The 16,976-nt window shown below is 65.2% G+C and carries 13 protein-coding genes; 8 read left to right on the top strand and 5 right to left on the bottom strand.

Annotated elements, in window-relative coordinates; all coding sequences use genetic code 11:
• Positions 1–9 precede the first annotated feature (9 nt).
• The 8 genes from ACIP21_RS23075 to ACIP21_RS23040 all read left to right on the top strand — a co-directional run bounded on the left by ACIP21_RS23075 (position 10) and on the right by ACIP21_RS23040 (position 7,790).
• Positions 10–2,226 (top strand): chemotaxis protein CheA, encoded by a 2,217-nt coding sequence (locus ACIP21_RS23075; RefSeq protein ID WP_400692558.1) that lies wholly within the window; start codon positions 10–12, stop codon positions 2,224–2,226.
• A gap of 47 nt (positions 2,227–2,273) precedes the next feature.
• The gene (locus tag ACIP21_RS23070; RefSeq protein ID WP_400692556.1) at positions 2,274–3,404 is read left to right on the top strand and encodes a chemotaxis response regulator protein-glutamate methylesterase; all 1,131 of its coding nucleotides are present in this window, start codon (positions 2,274–2,276) and stop codon (positions 3,402–3,404) included.
• Positions 3,404–4,144 (top strand): flagellar motor protein, encoded by a 741-nt coding sequence (locus ACIP21_RS23065; RefSeq protein ID WP_400692554.1) that lies wholly within the window; start codon positions 3,404–3,406, stop codon positions 4,142–4,144. The genes ACIP21_RS23070 and ACIP21_RS23065 overlap by 1 nt, the downstream gene beginning before the upstream one ends.
• Positions 4,144–5,004, top strand: coding sequence for a flagellar motor protein MotD (motD, locus tag ACIP21_RS23060; RefSeq protein ID WP_400692684.1), 861 nt, complete (start codon positions 4,144–4,146; stop codon positions 5,002–5,004). The genes ACIP21_RS23065 and motD overlap by 1 nt, the downstream gene beginning before the upstream one ends.
• A gap of 199 nt (positions 5,005–5,203) precedes the next feature.
• Positions 5,204–5,995, top strand: coding sequence for a ParA family protein (locus ACIP21_RS23055; RefSeq protein WP_400692551.1), 792 nt, complete (start codon positions 5,204–5,206; stop codon positions 5,993–5,995).
• Positions 5,992–6,870 (top strand): chemotaxis protein CheW, encoded by an 879-nt coding sequence (locus tag ACIP21_RS23050; protein WP_400692548.1) that lies wholly within the window; start codon positions 5,992–5,994, stop codon positions 6,868–6,870. The genes ACIP21_RS23055 and ACIP21_RS23050 overlap by 4 nt, the downstream gene beginning before the upstream one ends.
• 43 nt (positions 6,871–6,913) lie before the next feature.
• Entirely contained in the window at positions 6,914–7,393 is a 480-nt protein-coding gene (locus ACIP21_RS23045) for a chemotaxis protein CheW (protein WP_016393802.1), read from the top strand.
• 1 nt (position 7,394) lies between these two features.
• Positions 7,395–7,790 (top strand): DUF2802 domain-containing protein, encoded by a 396-nt coding sequence (locus tag ACIP21_RS23040; RefSeq protein WP_400692545.1) that lies wholly within the window; start codon positions 7,395–7,397, stop codon positions 7,788–7,790.
• Between the two features lie 54 nt (positions 7,791–7,844).
• Here the strand turns inward: ACIP21_RS23040 and ACIP21_RS23035 are convergent, their stop codons facing one another.
• The 5 genes from ACIP21_RS23035 to ACIP21_RS23015 form a co-directional block, all read right to left on the bottom strand.
• Positions 7,845–10,604 carry a dermonecrotic toxin domain-containing protein gene (locus ACIP21_RS23035; RefSeq protein ID WP_400692543.1) on the bottom strand — a complete coding sequence of 920 codons (2,760 nt, stop codon included), beginning with the start codon at positions 10,602–10,604 and terminating at the stop codon, positions 7,845–7,847.
• 59 nt (positions 10,605–10,663) lie between these two features.
• The gene (locus ACIP21_RS23030) at positions 10,664–13,402 is read right to left on the bottom strand and encodes a dermonecrotic toxin domain-containing protein (protein WP_400692542.1); all 2,739 of its coding nucleotides are present in this window, start codon (positions 13,400–13,402) and stop codon (positions 10,664–10,666) included.
• Between the two features lie 186 nt (positions 13,403–13,588).
• A complete protein-coding gene (locus tag ACIP21_RS23025; RefSeq protein WP_400692539.1) occupies positions 13,589–14,767 on the bottom strand; it encodes a hypothetical protein in 1,179 nt (392 codons plus the stop codon).
• 86 nt (positions 14,768–14,853) lie between these two features.
• On the bottom strand, positions 14,854–15,195 hold the full coding sequence (locus tag ACIP21_RS23020) for an EscU/YscU/HrcU family type III secretion system export apparatus switch protein (protein WP_400692536.1): 342 nt from the start codon (positions 15,193–15,195) through the stop codon (positions 14,854–14,856).
• Positions 15,192–16,760, bottom strand: coding sequence for a flagellar hook-length control protein FliK (locus ACIP21_RS23015; protein WP_400692533.1), 1,569 nt, complete (start codon positions 16,758–16,760; stop codon positions 15,192–15,194). Before ACIP21_RS23015 ends, ACIP21_RS23020 begins: the two co-directional genes overlap by 4 nt.
• Between the last annotated feature and the right edge of the window lie 216 nt (positions 16,761–16,976).

Below are 16,976 nucleotides of genomic sequence, written 5' to 3'. Positions count from 1 at the left end.
GCACGTTTAATGAGCTTCGGCGCCGATGAAGAAATCCTTCAGGATTTCCTGGTAGAAGCCGGCGAAATTCTTGAGCAACTGTCCGAGCAACTGGTCGAGCTGGAAAGCCGGCCCGACGATGCCGACCTGCTCAATGCCATCTTTCGCGGTTTCCACACTGTAAAAGGGGGCGCCGGCTTCCTTCAGCTCAACGAGCTGGTGGAGTGCTGCCATATTGCCGAGAACGTGTTCGACATCCTGCGCAAAGGTGAGCGCCGGGTCGACGCGGAACTGATGGACGTGGTGCTCGAAGCACTGGATACCGTCAACAGCATGTTCGGCCAGGTGCGCGAGCGCACTGACGTGACCCCGGCCACGCCCGAGCTGCTGGCGGCGCTGTCGCGCCTGGCGGAACCGGCCAGCGCCGACGCGCCGGCGCCGGTGGTCGCGGCTGCGCCTGAACCTGTGGCCGCCGAGCAGGACATCACCGACACCGAGTTCGAGCAACTGCTCGACTCGCTCGATGCGGTCAAGGCCGAAGCGGCTGCCGCCGAAGTCGATGCGCAGCTGCAGGGCGAGACCCTGGTCGGCGGCGGTGACGACATCACCGATGCCGAGTTCGAATCGCTGCTCGACCAGTTGCACGGCAAGGGCCAGTTCTCGCCGGAAGTCGCGGCGGCCGAACCGGTGGCCTCGGCAACGGCCCCGGCCAGCGACGAAATCACCGACGAAGAATTCGAGTCGCTGCTGGACCAGTTGCACGGCAAGGGCACCTTCCAGGCCGACGTCTTGCCGTCGGCTGCCGTGGTCGCCGAAAGCCCGGCACCCGCCGCTGGCGACGAGATCAGCGAGCACGAATTCGAAGCGCTGCTGGACCAGCTGCACGGCAAGGGCAAGTTCTCCGGCGATGCTGTCACCGCCGAGGCGCCTGCCGCCGTTGCCGCCCCTGTTGCGGCCAAGGTCGACAGCAAGCCGGTCGCCAAGCCGGCTCCGGTTGCCGCTCCTGCCGCCGCCAAGCCGGCTGCCCCGGCTCCGGCCCGCGCCGCGGCCGCGCCTGCCGAGAAGCACGCCAGCGAAGCGGAAACCACCGTGCGCGTCGACACCGCGCGCCTGGACGAGATCATGAACATGGTCGGCGAACTGGTGCTGGTGCGTAACCGCCTGGTGCGCCTGGGCCTGAACAGCGGCGACGAGGCCATGTCCAAGGCCGTGTCCAACCTCGACGTGGTCACCGCCGACCTGCAGACCGCGGTGATGAAGACGCGCATGCAGCCGATCAAGAAAGTCTTCGGCCGCTTCCCGCGCCTGGTCCGCGACCTGGCCCGCCAGTTGAAGAAAGAGATCAACCTGGAACTGGTCGGCGAAGAGACCGACCTCGACAAGAACCTGGTCGAGGCCCTGGCCGACCCGCTGGTGCACCTGGTGCGCAACGCGGTCGACCACGGCGTCGAGATGCCCGACGAGCGCGAGGCCTCGGGCAAGGCCCGGACCGGCCGCGTGGTGCTGTCGGCCGAGCAGGAAGGCGACCACATCCTGCTGTCGATCTCCGACGACGGCAAGGGCATGGACCCCAACATCCTGCGCGCCAAGGCCGTGGAAAAGGGCCTGATGGACAAGGACGCGGCCGATCGCCTGAGCGAATCGGACTGCTACAACCTGATCTTCGCTCCGGGCTTCTCGACCAAGACCGAGATTTCCGACGTGTCCGGCCGCGGTGTCGGCATGGACGTGGTGAAGACCAAGATCTCCCAGCTCAACGGCTCGATCAACATCTACTCGGCCAAGGGCCAGGGTTCGAAGATCGTCATCAAGGTGCCGCTGACCCTGGCGATCATGCCGACCCTGATGGTGATGCTCGGCAACCAGGCATTCGCCTTCCCGCTGGTCAACGTCAACGAGATCTTCCACCTCGACCTGTCGCGCACCAATGTGGTCGACGGCCAGGAAGTAGTGATCGTGCGCGACAAGGCGCTGCCGCTGTTCTACCTCAAGCGCTGGCTGGTCCAGGGCCAGGTGCACGAAGAGCAGCACGAAGGCCATGTGGTGATCCTCTCGGTCGGCACCCAGCGCATCGGCTTCGTGGTCGACCAGCTGGTGGGCCAGGAAGAGGTGGTGATCAAGCCGCTGGGCAAGATGCTGCAAGGCACCCCGGGCATGTCCGGCGCCACCATCACCGGTGACGGCCGCATTGCGCTGATCCTCGACGTGCCGAGCATGCTCAAGCGTTACGCGGCACGGCGTATCTGATTTTCGGCGGCGCACCCTGGCGGGTGGCGCCGCCTAATGGAGTGTTTATGGCAGTCAAGGTCCTGGTGGTGGATGATTCCGGTTTCTTCCGCCGCCGCGTTTCGGAAATCCTCTCGGCGGACCCGACCATCCAGGTCGTGGGTACCGCGACCAACGGCAGGGAAGCGATCGACCAGGCGATGGCGCTCAAGCCCGATGTCATCACCATGGACTACGAAATGCCCATGATGGACGGCATCACTGCGGTGCGGCACATCATGCAGCGCTGCCCGACGCCGGTGTTGATGTTCTCTTCGCTGACCCACGAAGGCGCGCGGGTCACCCTCGACGCGCTGGATGCCGGCGCGGTGGACTACCTGCCGAAGAACTTCGAGGACATCTCGCGCAACCCGGAAAAGGTCAAGCAACTGCTGTGCGAGAAGGTGCACACCATCTCCCGCAGCAACCGCCGCTTCGGCGGCTATTCGAGCTCGGCGCCAGTAGCCGCGCCTGCGCCTGCCAGCAGCCATGCCCCGGCCAGCAGCCTGAGCAGCGCAGCGCCGGCGCGCACTGCCGTGCCTGCCCGCGCGCCGGCAGCGGCGCCTGCCGCGACGCACTCGCCAGCGCCCAAGCGCAAGCCCTACAAACTGGTCGCCATCGGTACCTCGACCGGCGGCCCGGTGGCCTTGCAGCGGGTGCTGACGCAACTGCCGGCCAGCTTCCCGGCGCCGATCGTGCTGATCCAGCACATGCCGGCGGCGTTCACCAAGGCTTTTGCCGAGCGCCTCGACAAGTTGTGCAAGATCAACGTCAAGGAAGCCGAGGACGGCGACGTGCTGCGTCCGGGCCTGGCGCTGCTGGCCCCTGGCGGCAAGCAGATGATGATCGACGGCCGCGGCACGGTGAAGATCCTGCCCGGCGACGAGCGCCTGAACTACAAGCCGTGCGTGGACATCACCTTCGGCTCGGCGGCCAAGTCCTACGGCGACAAGGTGCTGTCGGTGGTGCTCACCGGCATGGGCGCCGACGGCCGAGAAGGCGCGCGTCTGCTCAAGCAGGGCGGCAGTACCGTGTGGGCCCAGGATGAGGCCAGCTGTGTGATCTACGGCATGCCCATGGCCATCGTCAAAGCCAACCTGGCGGACGCGGTGTACAGCCTGGATGAAATCGGCAAACACCTGGTCGAGGCTTGTGTCTGATGGACGTGCTTAGCCTGATAGGCCTGATCCTGGCCTTCGTCGCCATCGTCGGCGGCAACTTCCTCGAGGGCGGCCACGTCGGCGCCCTGCTCAACGGCCCGGCTGGCCTGATCGTGCTCGGCGGCACCCTGGCGGCGGCGCTGCTGCAGTCGCCGCTGTCGGCGTTCAAGCGCGCCTTGCAGATCCTGCGCTGGATCTTCTTCCCGCCGCGGGTGGACCTGGCCGGCGGCATCGACCGGGTGGTCAACTGGAGCCTGGTGGCGCGCAAGGAAGGCCTCCTGGGCCTGGAAGGCGTGGCCGATGCCGAGCCCGACCCCTACGCGCGCAAGGGCCTGCAACTGCTGGTCGATGGCGCCGAGCCGGAGTCGATCCGCAGCATCCTCGAAGTCGACTTCCTGACCCAGGAAAGCCGCGATATCCAGGCTGCCAAGGTGTTCGAGAGCATGGGCGGCTACGCGCCGACCATCGGTATCATCGGCGCGGTGATGGGCCTGATCCACGTGATGGGCAACCTCGCCGACCCGTCGCAGCTGGGCAACGGCATCGCCGTGGCCTTTGTCGCCACCATCTACGGCGTGGCCAGCGCCAACCTGATCCTGCTGCCCGTCGCCAACAAGCTCAAGGCCATCGTCATGCGCCAGTCGCGCTACCGCGAGATGCTGCTCGAGGGCCTGCTGTCGATTGCCGAGGGTGAGAACCCACGCTCGATCGAGTTGAAGCTGCAAGGCTTCATGGAGTAATCATGCGTCGCCGCCGTCATACCGAGGAACACGAGAATCACGAACGCTGGCTGGTGTCGTACGCCGACTTCATCACCTTGCTGTTCGCCTTTTTCGTGGTCATGTACTCGATCTCCTCGATCAACGAGGGCAAGTACAAGGTCATCTCCCAGGCGCTGCTGGGGGTGTTCAACGACCCCGAGCGGAGCATGAAGCCGATCCCCATCGGCGACGAGCAGCCGCTGTCGGTCAAGCCGGCCGAGCCGCTGATCAAGGACAGCGAGCAGACCGACGCGGGCCTGGCGCAGACCAACGTCGACCCGCTCAAGACCATCAGCGACGACGTGCGCGATGCCTTCGGCGACCTGATCAAGTCCGACCAGATGACCGTGCGCGGCAACGAGCTGTGGGTGGAGATCGAGCTCAACTCGTCGTTGCTGTTCGGCAGCGGCGATGCCATGCCCAGCGACCAGGCGTTCAACATCATCGAGAAGGTCGGCAGCATCCTCAAGCCGTTCGCCAACCCGGTGCACGTGGAGGGCTTCACCGACAACCTGCCGATCCGCACGGCGCAGTACCCGACCAACTGGGAGCTGTCGGCGGCGCGGGCGGCGAGCATCGTGCGCCTGCTGGCCATGGAAGGGGTGAACCCGGCGCGCATGGCGTCGGTGGGCTACGGCGAATACCAGCCGGTGGCCAGCAACGACACCGCCGAGGGCCGCGCGCGCAACCGCCGGGTGGTGCTGGTGATTTCCCGCAACCTCGAGGTGCGCCGCAGCCTGACCGGCACCGGCAGCGCCAATGCCACACCGGATGCGGCCCTGCGCCGCGCTGGCACACAAAGTGCACCGGCAGCCCCAGCAGCGACGGCGGCACCGTGAGCCGTCAATTCTCCGTCACCGCGGATTTCTCAATGGGGGCAATTGTCTTGTTAGGTTTATCGAAGCTTACGCGACCATTGTGGGAGCGGGTTTACCCGCGAACACGGGCGAAGCCCGTGCCATCCACCGCGTCGCCTGCTTCGCGGGTAAACCCGCTCCCACAGGGGTTTTGTGTTACCCATCAGACAAGAGTTGTCCTATGAGAGTGTGGGCAGTAGCCAATCAAAAAGGTGGAGTCGGCAAGACCACCAGCACCATCGCCCTGGCCGGCCTGCTGGCCGAGGCGGGCAAGCGCGTGGTCGTGGTCGACCTCGACCCGCATGGCTCGATGACCAGCTATTTCGGGCACAACCCCGACGCCCTGGAGCACAGCTGCTACGACCTGTTCCTGCACAAGGGCAGCGTGCCCGAGGGCCTGCCGGGGCAGCTGCTGCTGCCGACCAGCGACGAGCGCATCTCGCTGCTGCCGTCGAGCACTGCCCTGGCGGTGCTGGAGCGCCAGTCGCCGGGCCAGAGTGGCCTGGGCCTGGTGATCGCCAAGAGTCTGGCGCAGCTGTGGCAGGACTTCGACTTCGCCTTGATCGACAGCCCGCCGCTGCTCGGCGTGCTGATGGTCAATGCCCTGGCCGCCAGCCAGCAACTGGTGATTCCGGTGCAGACCGAGTTTCTGGCCGTCAAAGGCCTGGAGCGCATGATCGGCACCCTGGGCATGGTCAACCGCTCGCGCAGGCAGGCGTTGCCGTACCAGATCGTGCCGACCCTGTTCGACCGCCGCACCCAGGCATCGCTGGGCACCCTCAAGGCGCTGCGCGATACCTATGAAGACCAGGTGTGGCAGGGCTACATCCCGGTCGACACGCGCCTGCGCGATGCCAGCCGCAACGGCGTCACGCCCTCGCAGTTCGACGGCAAGAGCCGCGGCGTGATCGCCTACCGGGCGCTGCTCAAGCACCTGCTCACCTACAAGCCCGCCGTGCAGGTGGCCTCATGAACCGGCCCGTCGGCAGCAAGCCGCAACTGGCCCTGCAGTCGTACCTCGACGGTTTGCTGCAAGAGGCCACCGAGGCCGAAGACATCATCGAGGCGCCGGTGCTCGCCACCGTCGCCGCGCCAGCAGCCAGCGATGAATTCGCCGCTGCCGTGCGCGAAGAACAGGCCCACGATGCCCGCCAGCCCACGCCCGTGCCGCTGGCCCGGCCATTTGCCGAACCGAAACGCCCGGTGCTGACAACCGTCATGCCGGTGGAGAAGCCGGTGGTGACGGTGGTCGAAGCCGAGGTGGTGGCCGAGGCCAGCATTCCGGTACTGACCGAGGTCGAGCCCGCCGTGCCGCTGGTCGAAGTGCACCTGCCAGCGGCCAATGTACCGACGCCACCGGCCACGGTCGATGGCCGCCCGCACTGGGCCGCCGAGCCGTTCGAATGCCTGCTGTTCGACGTTGCCGGGCTGACCCTGGCGGTGCCGCTGGTGTGCCTGGGCTCGATCTACACCCTCGAGGGCCAGGAGCTGACGCCGCTGTTCGGTCAGCCCGACTGGTTCCTCGGCATCCTGACCTGCCAGGCCGGCAACCTGAAGGTGCTGGACACCGCGCGCTGGGTGATGCCCGACCGCTACCGCGACGACTTCCGCCAGGGCCTGAACTACGTGATTTCCGTGCAGGGCTACGAATGGGGCCTGGCGGTGCACCAGGTCAGCCGCTCGCTGCGCCTGGACCCGAACGAGATCAAATGGCGCAGCCAGCGTGGCCAGCGCCCGTGGCTGGCCGGCACGGTCATCGAACACATGTGTGCGCTGCTCGACGTCGCCGAGCTGGCCGAGCTGATCGCCAGCGGCGCGGTCAAGCAGCTGCACGCCAAACAGAAATGACACCGAACACAACCGCCAATGGCGGATTTAGAGGGCTAGGGGAATGAAAAAGTCGTCTGCGCAAGGTTCTGAAGATCCGATCCTGCAGTGGGTAACCTTCCGTCTGGACAACGAGTCCTACGGCATCAACGTCATGCAGGTGCAGGAAGTCCTGCGCTACACCGAAATCGCCCCGGTACCGGGTGCGCCGAGCTATGTGCTGGGCATCATCAACCTGCGCGGCAACGTGGTGACGGTGATCGACACCCGCCAGCGCTTCGGCCTGATGCCATCGGACGTGACCGACAACACCCGCATCGTCATCATCGAGGCCGACAAGCAAGTGGTCGGCATCCTGGTCGACAGCGTCGCCGAGGTGGTCTACCTGCGCCAGTCGGAGATCGAGACCGCGCCGAACGTAGGCAATGAAGAATCGGCCAAGTTCATCCAGGGCGTGTGCAACAAGAACGGCGAACTGCTGATCCTGGTCGAGCTGGACAAGATGATGACCGAGGAAGAGTGGTCCGAGCTGGAGAACATCTGAGTTGATCTTCGAGGTGGCGGTAATCTTCCTGGCCTTGCTGTGGGCCTTGAGCCTGTGGTTCTTCCTCAACTACAGCAAGCGCCAGCGCGAGCTGGCGGCGCAGCAGGCCTTGGGCGACGCCCTGCGCGACCAGCGCATCAAGGACCTGGCCAAGCGCCTGGACGACTACCAGAACGGTACCGTGCGCATGGGCGAGGCCATCCATGAGCTGCGCGCCGCCGTGGCGCCGCTGCCCGAGCGCGTCCAGCAACTGGAGCAGCGCGACCCCAACAGCGTGACCTTCACCCAGGCTGCCAAGCTGGTGGGCATGGGTGCGAGCGTGGCGGAGCTTACCGAAACCTGCGGCCTGACCCAGGCCGAGGCGGAGCTGATGAGCAAGCTGCACCGCAGCGAGTGAACCGACACGCACCCGGCCCTGTTGCTGAAAACCCGCAACAGGGCCAGGTGGCAGTCACAGCACCCAGGATTGGTTGGTGCCGATCTTCGCCAGGCGGTTCAGTGGCAGCAGGTGGCGCATGGCCGCATGGTAGCGTTCGCCATCGACGAACGCTGCGAAGCCGCGCTGGCTCATCGCCCCGGCCTGGCTGATCTGGCGTAGCAGGCGCAGTTCAGCCAGGTGCTGCGTCACCACGTCGGTCAGCAGCCCGGGCCCGGAAATCTGCGACAGCCGTTGGGCATAGGCCCTGAACGCCCATCTGTCGTCCCGCTCGCGGGGCAACTGGTCATAGAACTCCGGCGTCTGGCGGTAGCGGGCCCGCATTTCATTCGAGATCGCGTCCAGTGTCGGGTTGCCGGCATGGCTGCCGATCAGGCTGTTGTTGAACATGTTGCCGTTGGCCATGGTTTCGTTGCACACCGGCGGGAACAGCAGCACGCCGTCCTCGGTGGTCGCCAGGGGAACATTGGCCAGGCCCTCGCCGGGCGGACCGAAGCCTTCGCCGTTGCGGACCTCGGGGTGCTCGCCCGGTTTCAGCAAGGTATCGTCCAGGTCCATGTACAGGCCACCTTCGGCATGCAGCAGGCGGTAGCGCAGCACGTCGGCGGCCGACGCATAATGCGCGGGGCCCTTGCCGTTGCCGGTAAGCGCCGCCTGATACTGTTCGTGGTAGGGCGACTGGCGGAAGTCTTCGAACACGGCCTGCTCTTCCAGCGGCAGGATGCGCAGCGCCGGTGCTTTCGCCTGCAGCAACTGCAGGTTCTGCGCATAGGCATCGGGGTTGGCATTGGACAGGTAGAGGGTGAGCGTGTAGTCGGTGTCGGCCAGTTGCGTGACATTGTGGGCGATATTGTCGACCAGTGACGGGCTCAGTACCTTCTCGCCGATCCACAGGCTGAGGATGTTTTTCGGGATCGGCCGGGCCTCTTCGAGGGGAACCGCCGGCAGGTTCACGGGCAACTGCAGGTCCACGCCCAGGGCGCGCAAGGTGCCCGTGCGCATCTCGTCGGTGACGGGCCGGTTGTCGACGTCAACCGACACCAGGCCGCGGCCTTTCCCTGGCTCCGCCGGCCGGAAATACTCCGGGTCGACTTCGTTTTCGTCGCTGGCGCGCAGGAACGCGTCCGCCTGCACGTCGTAGATCAGGTCGTCGAAGTAACCGGCGATTTCCCCGCGCAGGGTATCCGGTTCGATGGTGTAGGTAGGCGTGCGCAGCACTGCGGCGTGCACCCCAGGGTCGGCACCGGGCAGTGCTGCGACATTGTCGGGGTCATGGAAGAAATGGGCGATGTCATCTGCGGGCAGCCGCGGCGGGTCGAGCGGGCTCATGGCATAGCCGAGCTGGCCGTTGATCTGCCGCGGCACGACGAAGCCCTCATGCCTGAAGCGCCAGAGCCTGACCGCCTTGCCCGCCCATTCGCCTGCCAGTGGCGCGGCGTTGAGCAGGCCGAAGACTACGCCGTCCACGCCACTGGCCTTTTCTGCCAGGGTCTTGCCTTCGATGGCCCGATCCAGCCCGATGCCGAACTGGGCCGCGCCGCCGATGGCGAACAGCGGCGCCAGTGCCGGCACCACCAGCGCCAGGGGCGCCAGGTAGTTGATGGCCGAGCTGATGTAGTTCTGCCAGCGGGCCTTGGTGACCTGGGCATTGCTGGTGATCAGCTGGTCCGCATCGCTGTAGCTGCGCTGTTTCAGGCGCTGGGCCAGGTGCTCGAACAGATCGCCCGCGATCAACGGGTTGTAGGTCTGCTCCTTGTAATTGACATACTCCCGGGGCGGCCAGAACCCTTCGGCGCTGAAGCCAGGCCGGTTCGGGTCCAGGTGGTTGCGTTCGGGGTATGCCGCCAGGCCATCGAGCGCGGTCGCCAGCCCGCTGTAGTCCAACCCGTCAGGCACATCGGCGGCGCTGAAGTGAGCCATCAGCGCGGCGCGCTTGCCCAGGTCCTTGCATTGTGTGGCCACCCAGTCCTGCATCTGGCCAGGGTCGGCGAACTCGTGCAGCGGCGCGGCATTGCCGGGAATGAACAGCAGCGTTCGCGGCTGCTGCTCGCGCCTGAAGTAGAAGATGTCGGTGGCGACGTACCCGTAGACGTTCAGCGCCCGCACCTGCAAGCCCGGGCTTGCCTGGTTCAGGCCCGCCACCTCCCAGGCCAGCGCGGTGCCCTCGGGGCTGAGGCTGCGCTGGCCGGCCTGCAGGTTGCAGGCAGCGACGAAATTGAGCCGGGCGCAGCCGCCGTAGCTGTCGAGCTGGCCGGACCAGTACTGATCGAGCATGGCTTTGTAGTGGCTGTGCAGGTCCAGGTTCCAGATGAACGACTGGAACGCTTCGGCCGGCAGGTCGATCAGGGTGGTGCTGTCATAGACCTGGGGCGTGCTGCGGCGGAACAGGCCATTGAAGACCTGGTAGTCCGAGGCATTGCTCAGCGAGCCGTGGCCGCGCAGGCTGTCGACCAGGTGGATCGTTCCCGGCCAGTGCCCGGCCCAGGGTTCCCGGAACAGGGTGCCGATCAGGTTGCTGTCCGATTCCCCTTGCCAGTTGTCCAGCAGTGCCAGGGTCAGGCTCTGGCGCTGCATGATCACGGCGTCGACAGGGTGGTCGGTGCCCGGCTGGTGATGCAGTGTGACGACATCGACCTGGTCAGGATCGAGTTCGACGCCGCGCTTGGCCGCCCACTGGCGCACGGCATCGGCGGCGGCACGGTCGGGGCGGGGGAAGCTGGCAAGGTGATCGACGACGTGGCGAACACCTTGCGGGTTGAGGTGAGGAATGCGCATGGGAGCTCCTGGCTGACAGTGGAGCCGCCAAGGTGCCACCCGCTGGCGGGGGGCAAGTGTCAATTATGTAGTGCCGACACTTCGGTCTGCTCTGCTCGGGACACGCTCCTGGCCCAGCTGTGCGCACTGCCCATCTTCGCGATCTGGTCCAGCGGCAGCTGTTCGCGCATGACCTGGCTGAACTGGCTCAGGTCGAGCGCGGCATGCAGGTCGTGGATCGGGCTCGCCAACAGGTTGCAGATCTCCCGCAACTGCTTGAGCGCCGGCAGATGCTCGTCGATGATCGCATTGAACATGGCCGGGCCGCTCAGCAGGCTGAGCCGCTTGCCATAGCGGCGGAACAGCGCGGGCTGCAGCATCGGGTCGGGGCGGCGGGCATAGAAATCCGGAACCAGGCTGAAACGCCGGAGCATTTCATCCGAGAAGGCGGTCAGCGTGGGGTTGCCTGGGTGGCTGCCGATCATGCTGCTGTTGAACTGGATGAACATGCCCAGCTGTTCATTGGAAACCGGTGGCGCCAGCAGCAGGCCTTTGGCAGTGGTCTTCAGCGTGAGCCTGGTGATCGGCGCGGGGGTGCCTGCTTTGTTGGCAAGCAGCAGCTGGTCATCGGCGTCCAGGTACAGGCCGCCCTGGTGATGCAGCAAGCGGTAGCGCAGGATGTCGCAGGCCGAGGCAGGGTTGGGCGCGCCGCCGCTCAATGCGGCCTGGTACTGCGCGAAGTAGGGCGAGCGCTGGAAATCCTCGAAAAAGCCCTGGTCCTCCAGGGGCATGAGCAGCGCACCGGGTGCCTGGGTACGCAACGTGTTGAGGTTGAGCAGGTAGCTGGGCCGGTGTTGCCGCGAGAGCAGTATCTGGAAGCGATAGCCGCTGTCCCTCAGCACCTGGGCGTTATGCGAGAGGGCCTCGAGAAATTCGCCGTCAACAGGTTGGTCACCCAGCCAGATGCTGCTGACCACCTTGGGAATGGGGCTGCTTTGCAAGCCGCCGAACGCGGCGTAGTCGATGGGCAGTTTCACATCGATGCCCAGCGCTTGCAGGGTGGCCATGCGTTGCTGGGCGGTGGCGACCTGGGGCGGGCCGCAAGGGCGCAGCGGGGTGTCGCCGCGGCCGGTGGCTTTCCAGCGTGGCGGGTTGGCCTGGCCGGCCTCGCGGCTGCAGATGAAACTGTCGGTGGCGAATTCATATTCGACCGATTCGATGATGACCTGTCGCTCGGTTTGCAGGCGTGCCATGAAGCGGTGTTGCTGGGCGGCGTCCACGCGAATCACCACCCCGCCCACGGGGTGGGGTGAAAGTACCGACTGCTCGTGGAACACCTGTTCTGCCAGCTCCACCTCCTCGGCTACCGGTGCGGCGCCAAGCGGTCTGCCGAGCACTTCCGGCAGGCGCGCAGGGGTGAAGAATCCGCGCCTGACGTAGCGGTACAGGCCGCCAGGTCCGGCTAGCACGCCGCCAGGTACCGCGGCGGCATTCAACAGGCCGTAGAGCTGGTCGCTCACACCTTGGGCCTTGGTGTCCAGGTCCTTGCCGTTGATCGTCTGCTCCAGCGCGAGGCTGAACTGTGCCAGGCCGCCAAGGGCCAGCAAGGGGGAGAGCTCGGGAAACACGATCACCAGCGGCGCGAGCAGGGCGGTGGCCAGGCTGAGGTAGTTGCTCCAGCGCGTTTTATCGATGTCGTGATTGCTGGTGATCTGGCTGTCGGCATCGGCATAGGCGCGCTGTTTCTGCCGCAGCGTCAGGTACTCGAACAGGTTCCCGGTCAGCCGCGGGCTGTATTTCTCAGGCTGATAGTCGATGAACGTCTGAGGGTCCCAGAAGCCGCTGCTGGCAAAACCCGGGTGGTTGCTGCCGAAGCGGTGCGCACGCGGGTACAGGCCCAGGCCTGTCAGCGCAGTGCGCAGGCCGCTGAAGTCGAGGCCGTCCGGCCAGTCGGCGCGGGCGAAATGGGTCATCAGATGGCAGCGCGTCTGCTCGCTGCGGCATTGCTCGGCGAACCAGCGTTTCATGTGCGCGGCATCGTCGAACGCGTGCAGCGGGGCGGCATTGCCAGGGATGTAGAGCAGCACGCGCCCCTGGGCGCCCTCGTCGATGCGCAGGATGCTGGTGGAGCTGTAGCCGTAGACATTCAGCATCGACAGCCGGGTATCGCCCAGGGGCAATACCCCTGCTGCCTTCCAGGCCAACTGGCGTGCCGCTTCCGAGAGCCGGCCCTGGAGCAGCTGCTGATTGCAGGCCGCGAGGAAGGCGATGCGCAGTGCCTGCTGATAGTGCGCCTCGCGGCTGGCCCAATAGCTGTCGAGCTTTGCCTTGAAGCTGTGGTGAAAATGCAGGCTCCAGATGTAGATCTGAAAGTCTTCGGCACGCAGCGCCAGGCGTGTGTCCGGCGCGTAACGGGGCGGGTCGCTGCGCCGGTAGAGGCCATTGAAGACCAGGTAGGGCGAGGTGTTGGCAAACACGCTCACAGGTTCCAGGCGCTCGACCAGGGTCAACGGGCCGGTAGGGGCGACACCTGCCCAGTCACCGTAGTGAAAGCCGCCGTAACCGGCGGCGCTCTCACCTTGCCAGTTGCTCAGCAAGGCTTCGACCAGGTTCATTTTCTGGGTGATGACCGCGACTTGCGTGTGGGCCGGCCCGGGCTGGTGATGGAAGGTGACGACGTCGAGCTGCTGCGGGTCGCCTTCGATCTGCAACTGCTGCAACCAGTTGGCCATTTTCTCCCGGGCCAGTTCATCCGGGCGCGGAAAGCCCTGCAGGACCTGGCGCACCAGGTCCTGGTTTTCGAGGGGGATGGGGGTCATGTGCGGGTAGCCCTGAAGTGGTGGAGGGCTACAGGGTGATGACCGGGGGTTTTATTGGGTATTACATAGATCAACCCATCGTGTGGGCTGGCTATTGTTCAGGTATCAAAGATCCTCGCCAAGTGTGCAAGAGTTCTGCTTGATGTTGATTGTTATTTTGAAGTGAAAGGCTGAAAACCCAAAAAGTTAGATAATGATGTGAATATCCCATAGGATCCAATTGGTAGGGATTGTTCTGGGAGTTAAGTTTATCGTGATGCGCGTAATGGGTTGGGTTGTGTTTAGGTATTGGATGTACCTGTAGTTGCCGAAATCTCGATAGTTCTGAACGGATAATAGCTTCTGATCGTTGTAGAATTGGATGGTGCCTTTGAAGGTGCCTATCGAGTTTATGCTTGCAATTTTTATAAAGCGGACGGGTTGTTTGGGAGTGACTTCAACGACTGACGCTCCTGTTGCATTACCTGTCAGCGTGATTTGACCTTCGTCGGAAGCAGTCGTCATGACGGTGTTGGGGCTAACAAGCGTGAAAGTTGTTGCGTCCAGGACTTCGCCAGGGCGCCATGTCTTCTGCGGAACACCAGCCAGTGTGTTGGTCAACAACTCCATTCCGCTGAACAGCAACGACAATGACAGCGGCGGCAATGCCGCCTGATTTTGCTCGTCATTGGAACCGTCAAATGTCAGTTGCGCCATGATCGTCACCCCACTGTTGATTTTGAGCTTTGCCAACTCCTCCCGCGGCCAGTTGGCCCTGACGCCATTGACCAGGTCCGCAGCTGTCACCACTTGGCCAACGCTGATCGGGAAGACATGCGGAGTGCCGTCGGCCAGAACGCCCGAAGCACTGATCCAGTAGCGCTGGCCCTCGGCGATCAAAGGCCAGGGCGCGATATAGACCTGGGCATCGCCCGGGAACAAGCCCAGGTCCAGCTCGCCGGTTTGCTGATTGGCTTGCGGTACCATCGGCGTGGGCAGCGCAGTTTGTGGCAGTTGCCCCACGTCCAGGATCAGCGGCTGCGAGGGCTGTGCAGGTTGGCCGGTGGGAGTCACCTCATAGGTCACGGTAATGGCCTTGCCCTGGCTGGCCGCTATTACCTTGATCGGGATGGTGAAATCGACATGGCCGGAAGTGCTGCCATCTTGCGGGCCGACCCGCACGCTGTCGGCGCCGCCTTCGCCGGCCCAGGTCACGGTGATGCTGTCGCTGGCCTGCATGCCGGCGTACTGCACACGCACGGTCGCACCGTGGCGTGCCCGAAGCGGATCGAGCAGGTTGTCGTTGGCTTCGATGACGCTAGGTGGGCCTAGTATCTGGGTTTGTTGTCGCACCTGAAACAGCAGTGGAGCTGAGATGGTAGCCATGGCGACTCCTGCGAAGTGTGGGAACACGCAGAAGAGTGTGCATGCAGTGGGAGAAAGCCGAAACTGATAGAAATGCTAGGTATCCATCAGCGGCCGTCAGGCGCGGGCAGGCCCGAAATTGGCGGCGTGACATCGCGCGGCTGCGCCGGCGAGTCGTCGAAGCCTGCAGGCACCTTGCCGCGCAGTTGCCAGGCAAACGCGATGATCTCGGCGATGGTCAGGTACAGCGCCTCGGGGATCTGTTCGCCCAGCTCCAGGCGCGCCAGCAGGCGCACCAGTTCGGCGTTCTCGTAGATCGGCACTTCGTGTTCGCGGGCCAGGGCCAGGATGGCTTCGGCCAGTTCGTCATCGCCCTTGGCCGTGAGCGTCGGTGCCTGCTGGCCGTCGTAGTTGAGGGCGATGGCCTGTCGGGGTTGCTTGTGGGTCATGCGGTTTCGTCCACCCAGCGTTGTTCTACCCGCGTGCGCGGGCCATGGGGAGGAATGCCGGGGTGGCACTCCAGGTTGCCGACCTCCAGGCCGCGGGCCAGCAGGCGTTCACGCAGGGCGCCGAGCTGGCTGTCGATCAGCCGTGCGGTCTGCTCGCGCTCGGCCCATAGCTGGCCGGACAGCCGCCCCTGGGCCAGCTGGGCCTGGACCTGCAGCGGGCCCAGCGGTGCAAGGTCGAATGCCAGGTCGATGCGCCACAATGCCTGCAACGGATCTGGTTGGTCGCGCTGCTGGCGCTCGGCCTGTTGTTCCGGGGTTTCCTCACGCTGCAGTTTCACTTGCAGGGGGATGAACTCCTGGCCATGGCGGATCGGCACTTCGGTCTGCCAGGTGGTCTGCAGGTTGCCGTTTTCCAACGTTCCGGACTGTTGCAGGCTGCTCAAGGCATGGCTCTGCAGGCGCGATATGGCGGCGGCGGCCAGGCGCAGCAGCTGTTGCAGGTCGCCTTCGTTTTCCATGGCCTGCAACAGCCTGGAGGGCAGCGGGAATGCCCCGGGCGGTGTTCTTGGGCTGACCCGGTCGAGCATGCCCAGTGCGCTGCGGGCCAGGGCCGGTAGCGCCTGGGCCAGGACCACGGGCGAGGCGGCTACCAGCGGACTGGCCGGCACGCTTGCCGAGGCCTGGGCGACCAGGCGGATCAATTGCGCCTTGAGGTCGGTGGCTACGGCGCTGCCAAGGCCGCCCAGTAGTTTGGCTTCGAGGAAGGCTCCGCTGTTGTTGAGGGCCTGGCCAAGTGCCTTGCCATCGCTCAATTGACGGGCGTCCGACAGGCTGGCCAGCAGGTTGTTGGCGATGCTGCGCAGTTCGCCATCGCCGGACGGGTTGCTGGCGATCTGTTGCAGGGCGCTGAGCAGGCCGGGCAGGGAAGCCTGGCGGCCTTGCTGGGTCAGCAGTTGCTGGGCGATGTTGAGCTGCTCCTGGCGCCCGCTGAGGGGCACGAAACGCAGCGACTGGTCACCCTGCACCAGGGCGCTGAGCAGGCTGCCGACCGGCAGTGGGCGCGGGCTGTCGATGGTCAGCGTGGCGCCGGCCTGGGCGGTGTTCAGCAGGCTGACCAGGGAGCGGAAGGTGGTTGCCTGGCCCGGCGTGAGCGTCGGCAACGCCTGGTTGGTCAGGACCTTGCCTTGCAGCAAGGTGCCCACCGGGACCTTGCCGGTGTCCAGTTGGGTGAGGGTGGCGACATTGCTGGCGCTGGCCTGCTGCACCAGCACCGCCAGGCGGTTGACCTCGGGTTGGCTGATGGTGATCTGGCTGCCCTGGGGGAACGGCTGGCTGGCCGTGGCCTGCACCTGGGTCTGGCTGCCGTTGGCCTGCAGCACCTGCAACACCATCTGGAAGGTGCTGCCGGTCTGGCGCAGGGTCAGTACCTGGGCCTGGGCGGTTTCGCCGGGCTTGAGCAGGCCGGGCTGGGCCTGGGTCAGGTCGAGCAGCGCGGCGGTCAGCTGGGCCTTGATCGCCTGCGGGTTGAGGGCGGTTTGTGCGCCGAGACTATTGATTTCAGTCATGATTGTATACAACCTGTCGAACCCGTCATCTTGCTGGACGGACAGGCATGTATAATGCCGACCGCACGTCACTGGCCAGTATAACGGCAGCGTGATGGGCGACTTGAGACACAGGGCTCAGGATCGGCGTCGCCTTCTTCGCGGGTAAACCCGCTCCTACAGGGATTCGTGCAGTTCCTGTGGGAGCGGGATTGCCCGCGAAGAGGGCGACGCCGA

The sequence above is a fragment of the Pseudomonas sp. NPDC089401 genome, from assembly GCF_044749485.1.
GTDB lineage: Bacteria > Pseudomonadota > Gammaproteobacteria > Pseudomonadales > Pseudomonadaceae > Aquipseudomonas.
The sequence above is the reverse complement of the archived record's forward strand: the minus strand, read 5'-3'. Positions and strand labels throughout refer to the sequence as shown.

Excerpts from the sequence above, each read along its gene's own strand:
- ACIP21_RS23075 (WP_400692558.1), top strand. The coding sequence starts at position 10 with ATGAGCTTCGGCGCCGATGAAGAAATCCTTCAGGATTTCCTGGTAGAA.
- ACIP21_RS23070 (WP_400692556.1), top strand. The coding sequence starts at position 2,274 with ATGGCAGTCAAGGTCCTGGTGGTGGATGATTCCGGTTTCTTCCGCCGC.
- ACIP21_RS23065 (WP_400692554.1), top strand. The coding sequence starts at position 3,404 with ATGGACGTGCTTAGCCTGATAGGCCTGATCCTGGCCTTCGTCGCCATC.
- ACIP21_RS23055 (WP_400692551.1), top strand. The coding sequence starts at position 5,204 with ATGAGAGTGTGGGCAGTAGCCAATCAAAAAGGTGGAGTCGGCAAGACC.
- ACIP21_RS23050 (WP_400692548.1), top strand. The coding sequence starts at position 5,992 with ATGAACCGGCCCGTCGGCAGCAAGCCGCAACTGGCCCTGCAGTCGTAC.
- ACIP21_RS23045 (WP_016393802.1), top strand. The coding sequence starts at position 6,914 with ATGAAAAAGTCGTCTGCGCAAGGTTCTGAAGATCCGATCCTGCAGTGG.
- ACIP21_RS23035 (WP_400692543.1), bottom strand. The coding sequence starts at position 10,604 with ATGCGCATTCCTCACCTCAACCCGCAAGGTGTTCGCCACGTCGTCGAT.
- ACIP21_RS23030 (WP_400692542.1), bottom strand. The coding sequence starts at position 13,402 with ATGACCCCCATCCCCCTCGAAAACCAGGACCTGGTGCGCCAGGTCCTG.
- ACIP21_RS23025 (WP_400692539.1), bottom strand. The coding sequence starts at position 14,767 with ATGGCTACCATCTCAGCTCCACTGCTGTTTCAGGTGCGACAACAAACC.
- ACIP21_RS23020 (WP_400692536.1), bottom strand. The coding sequence starts at position 15,195 with ATGACCCACAAGCAACCCCGACAGGCCATCGCCCTCAACTACGACGGC.
- ACIP21_RS23015 (WP_400692533.1), bottom strand. The coding sequence starts at position 16,760 with ATGACTGAAATCAATAGTCTCGGCGCACAAACCGCCCTCAACCCGCAG.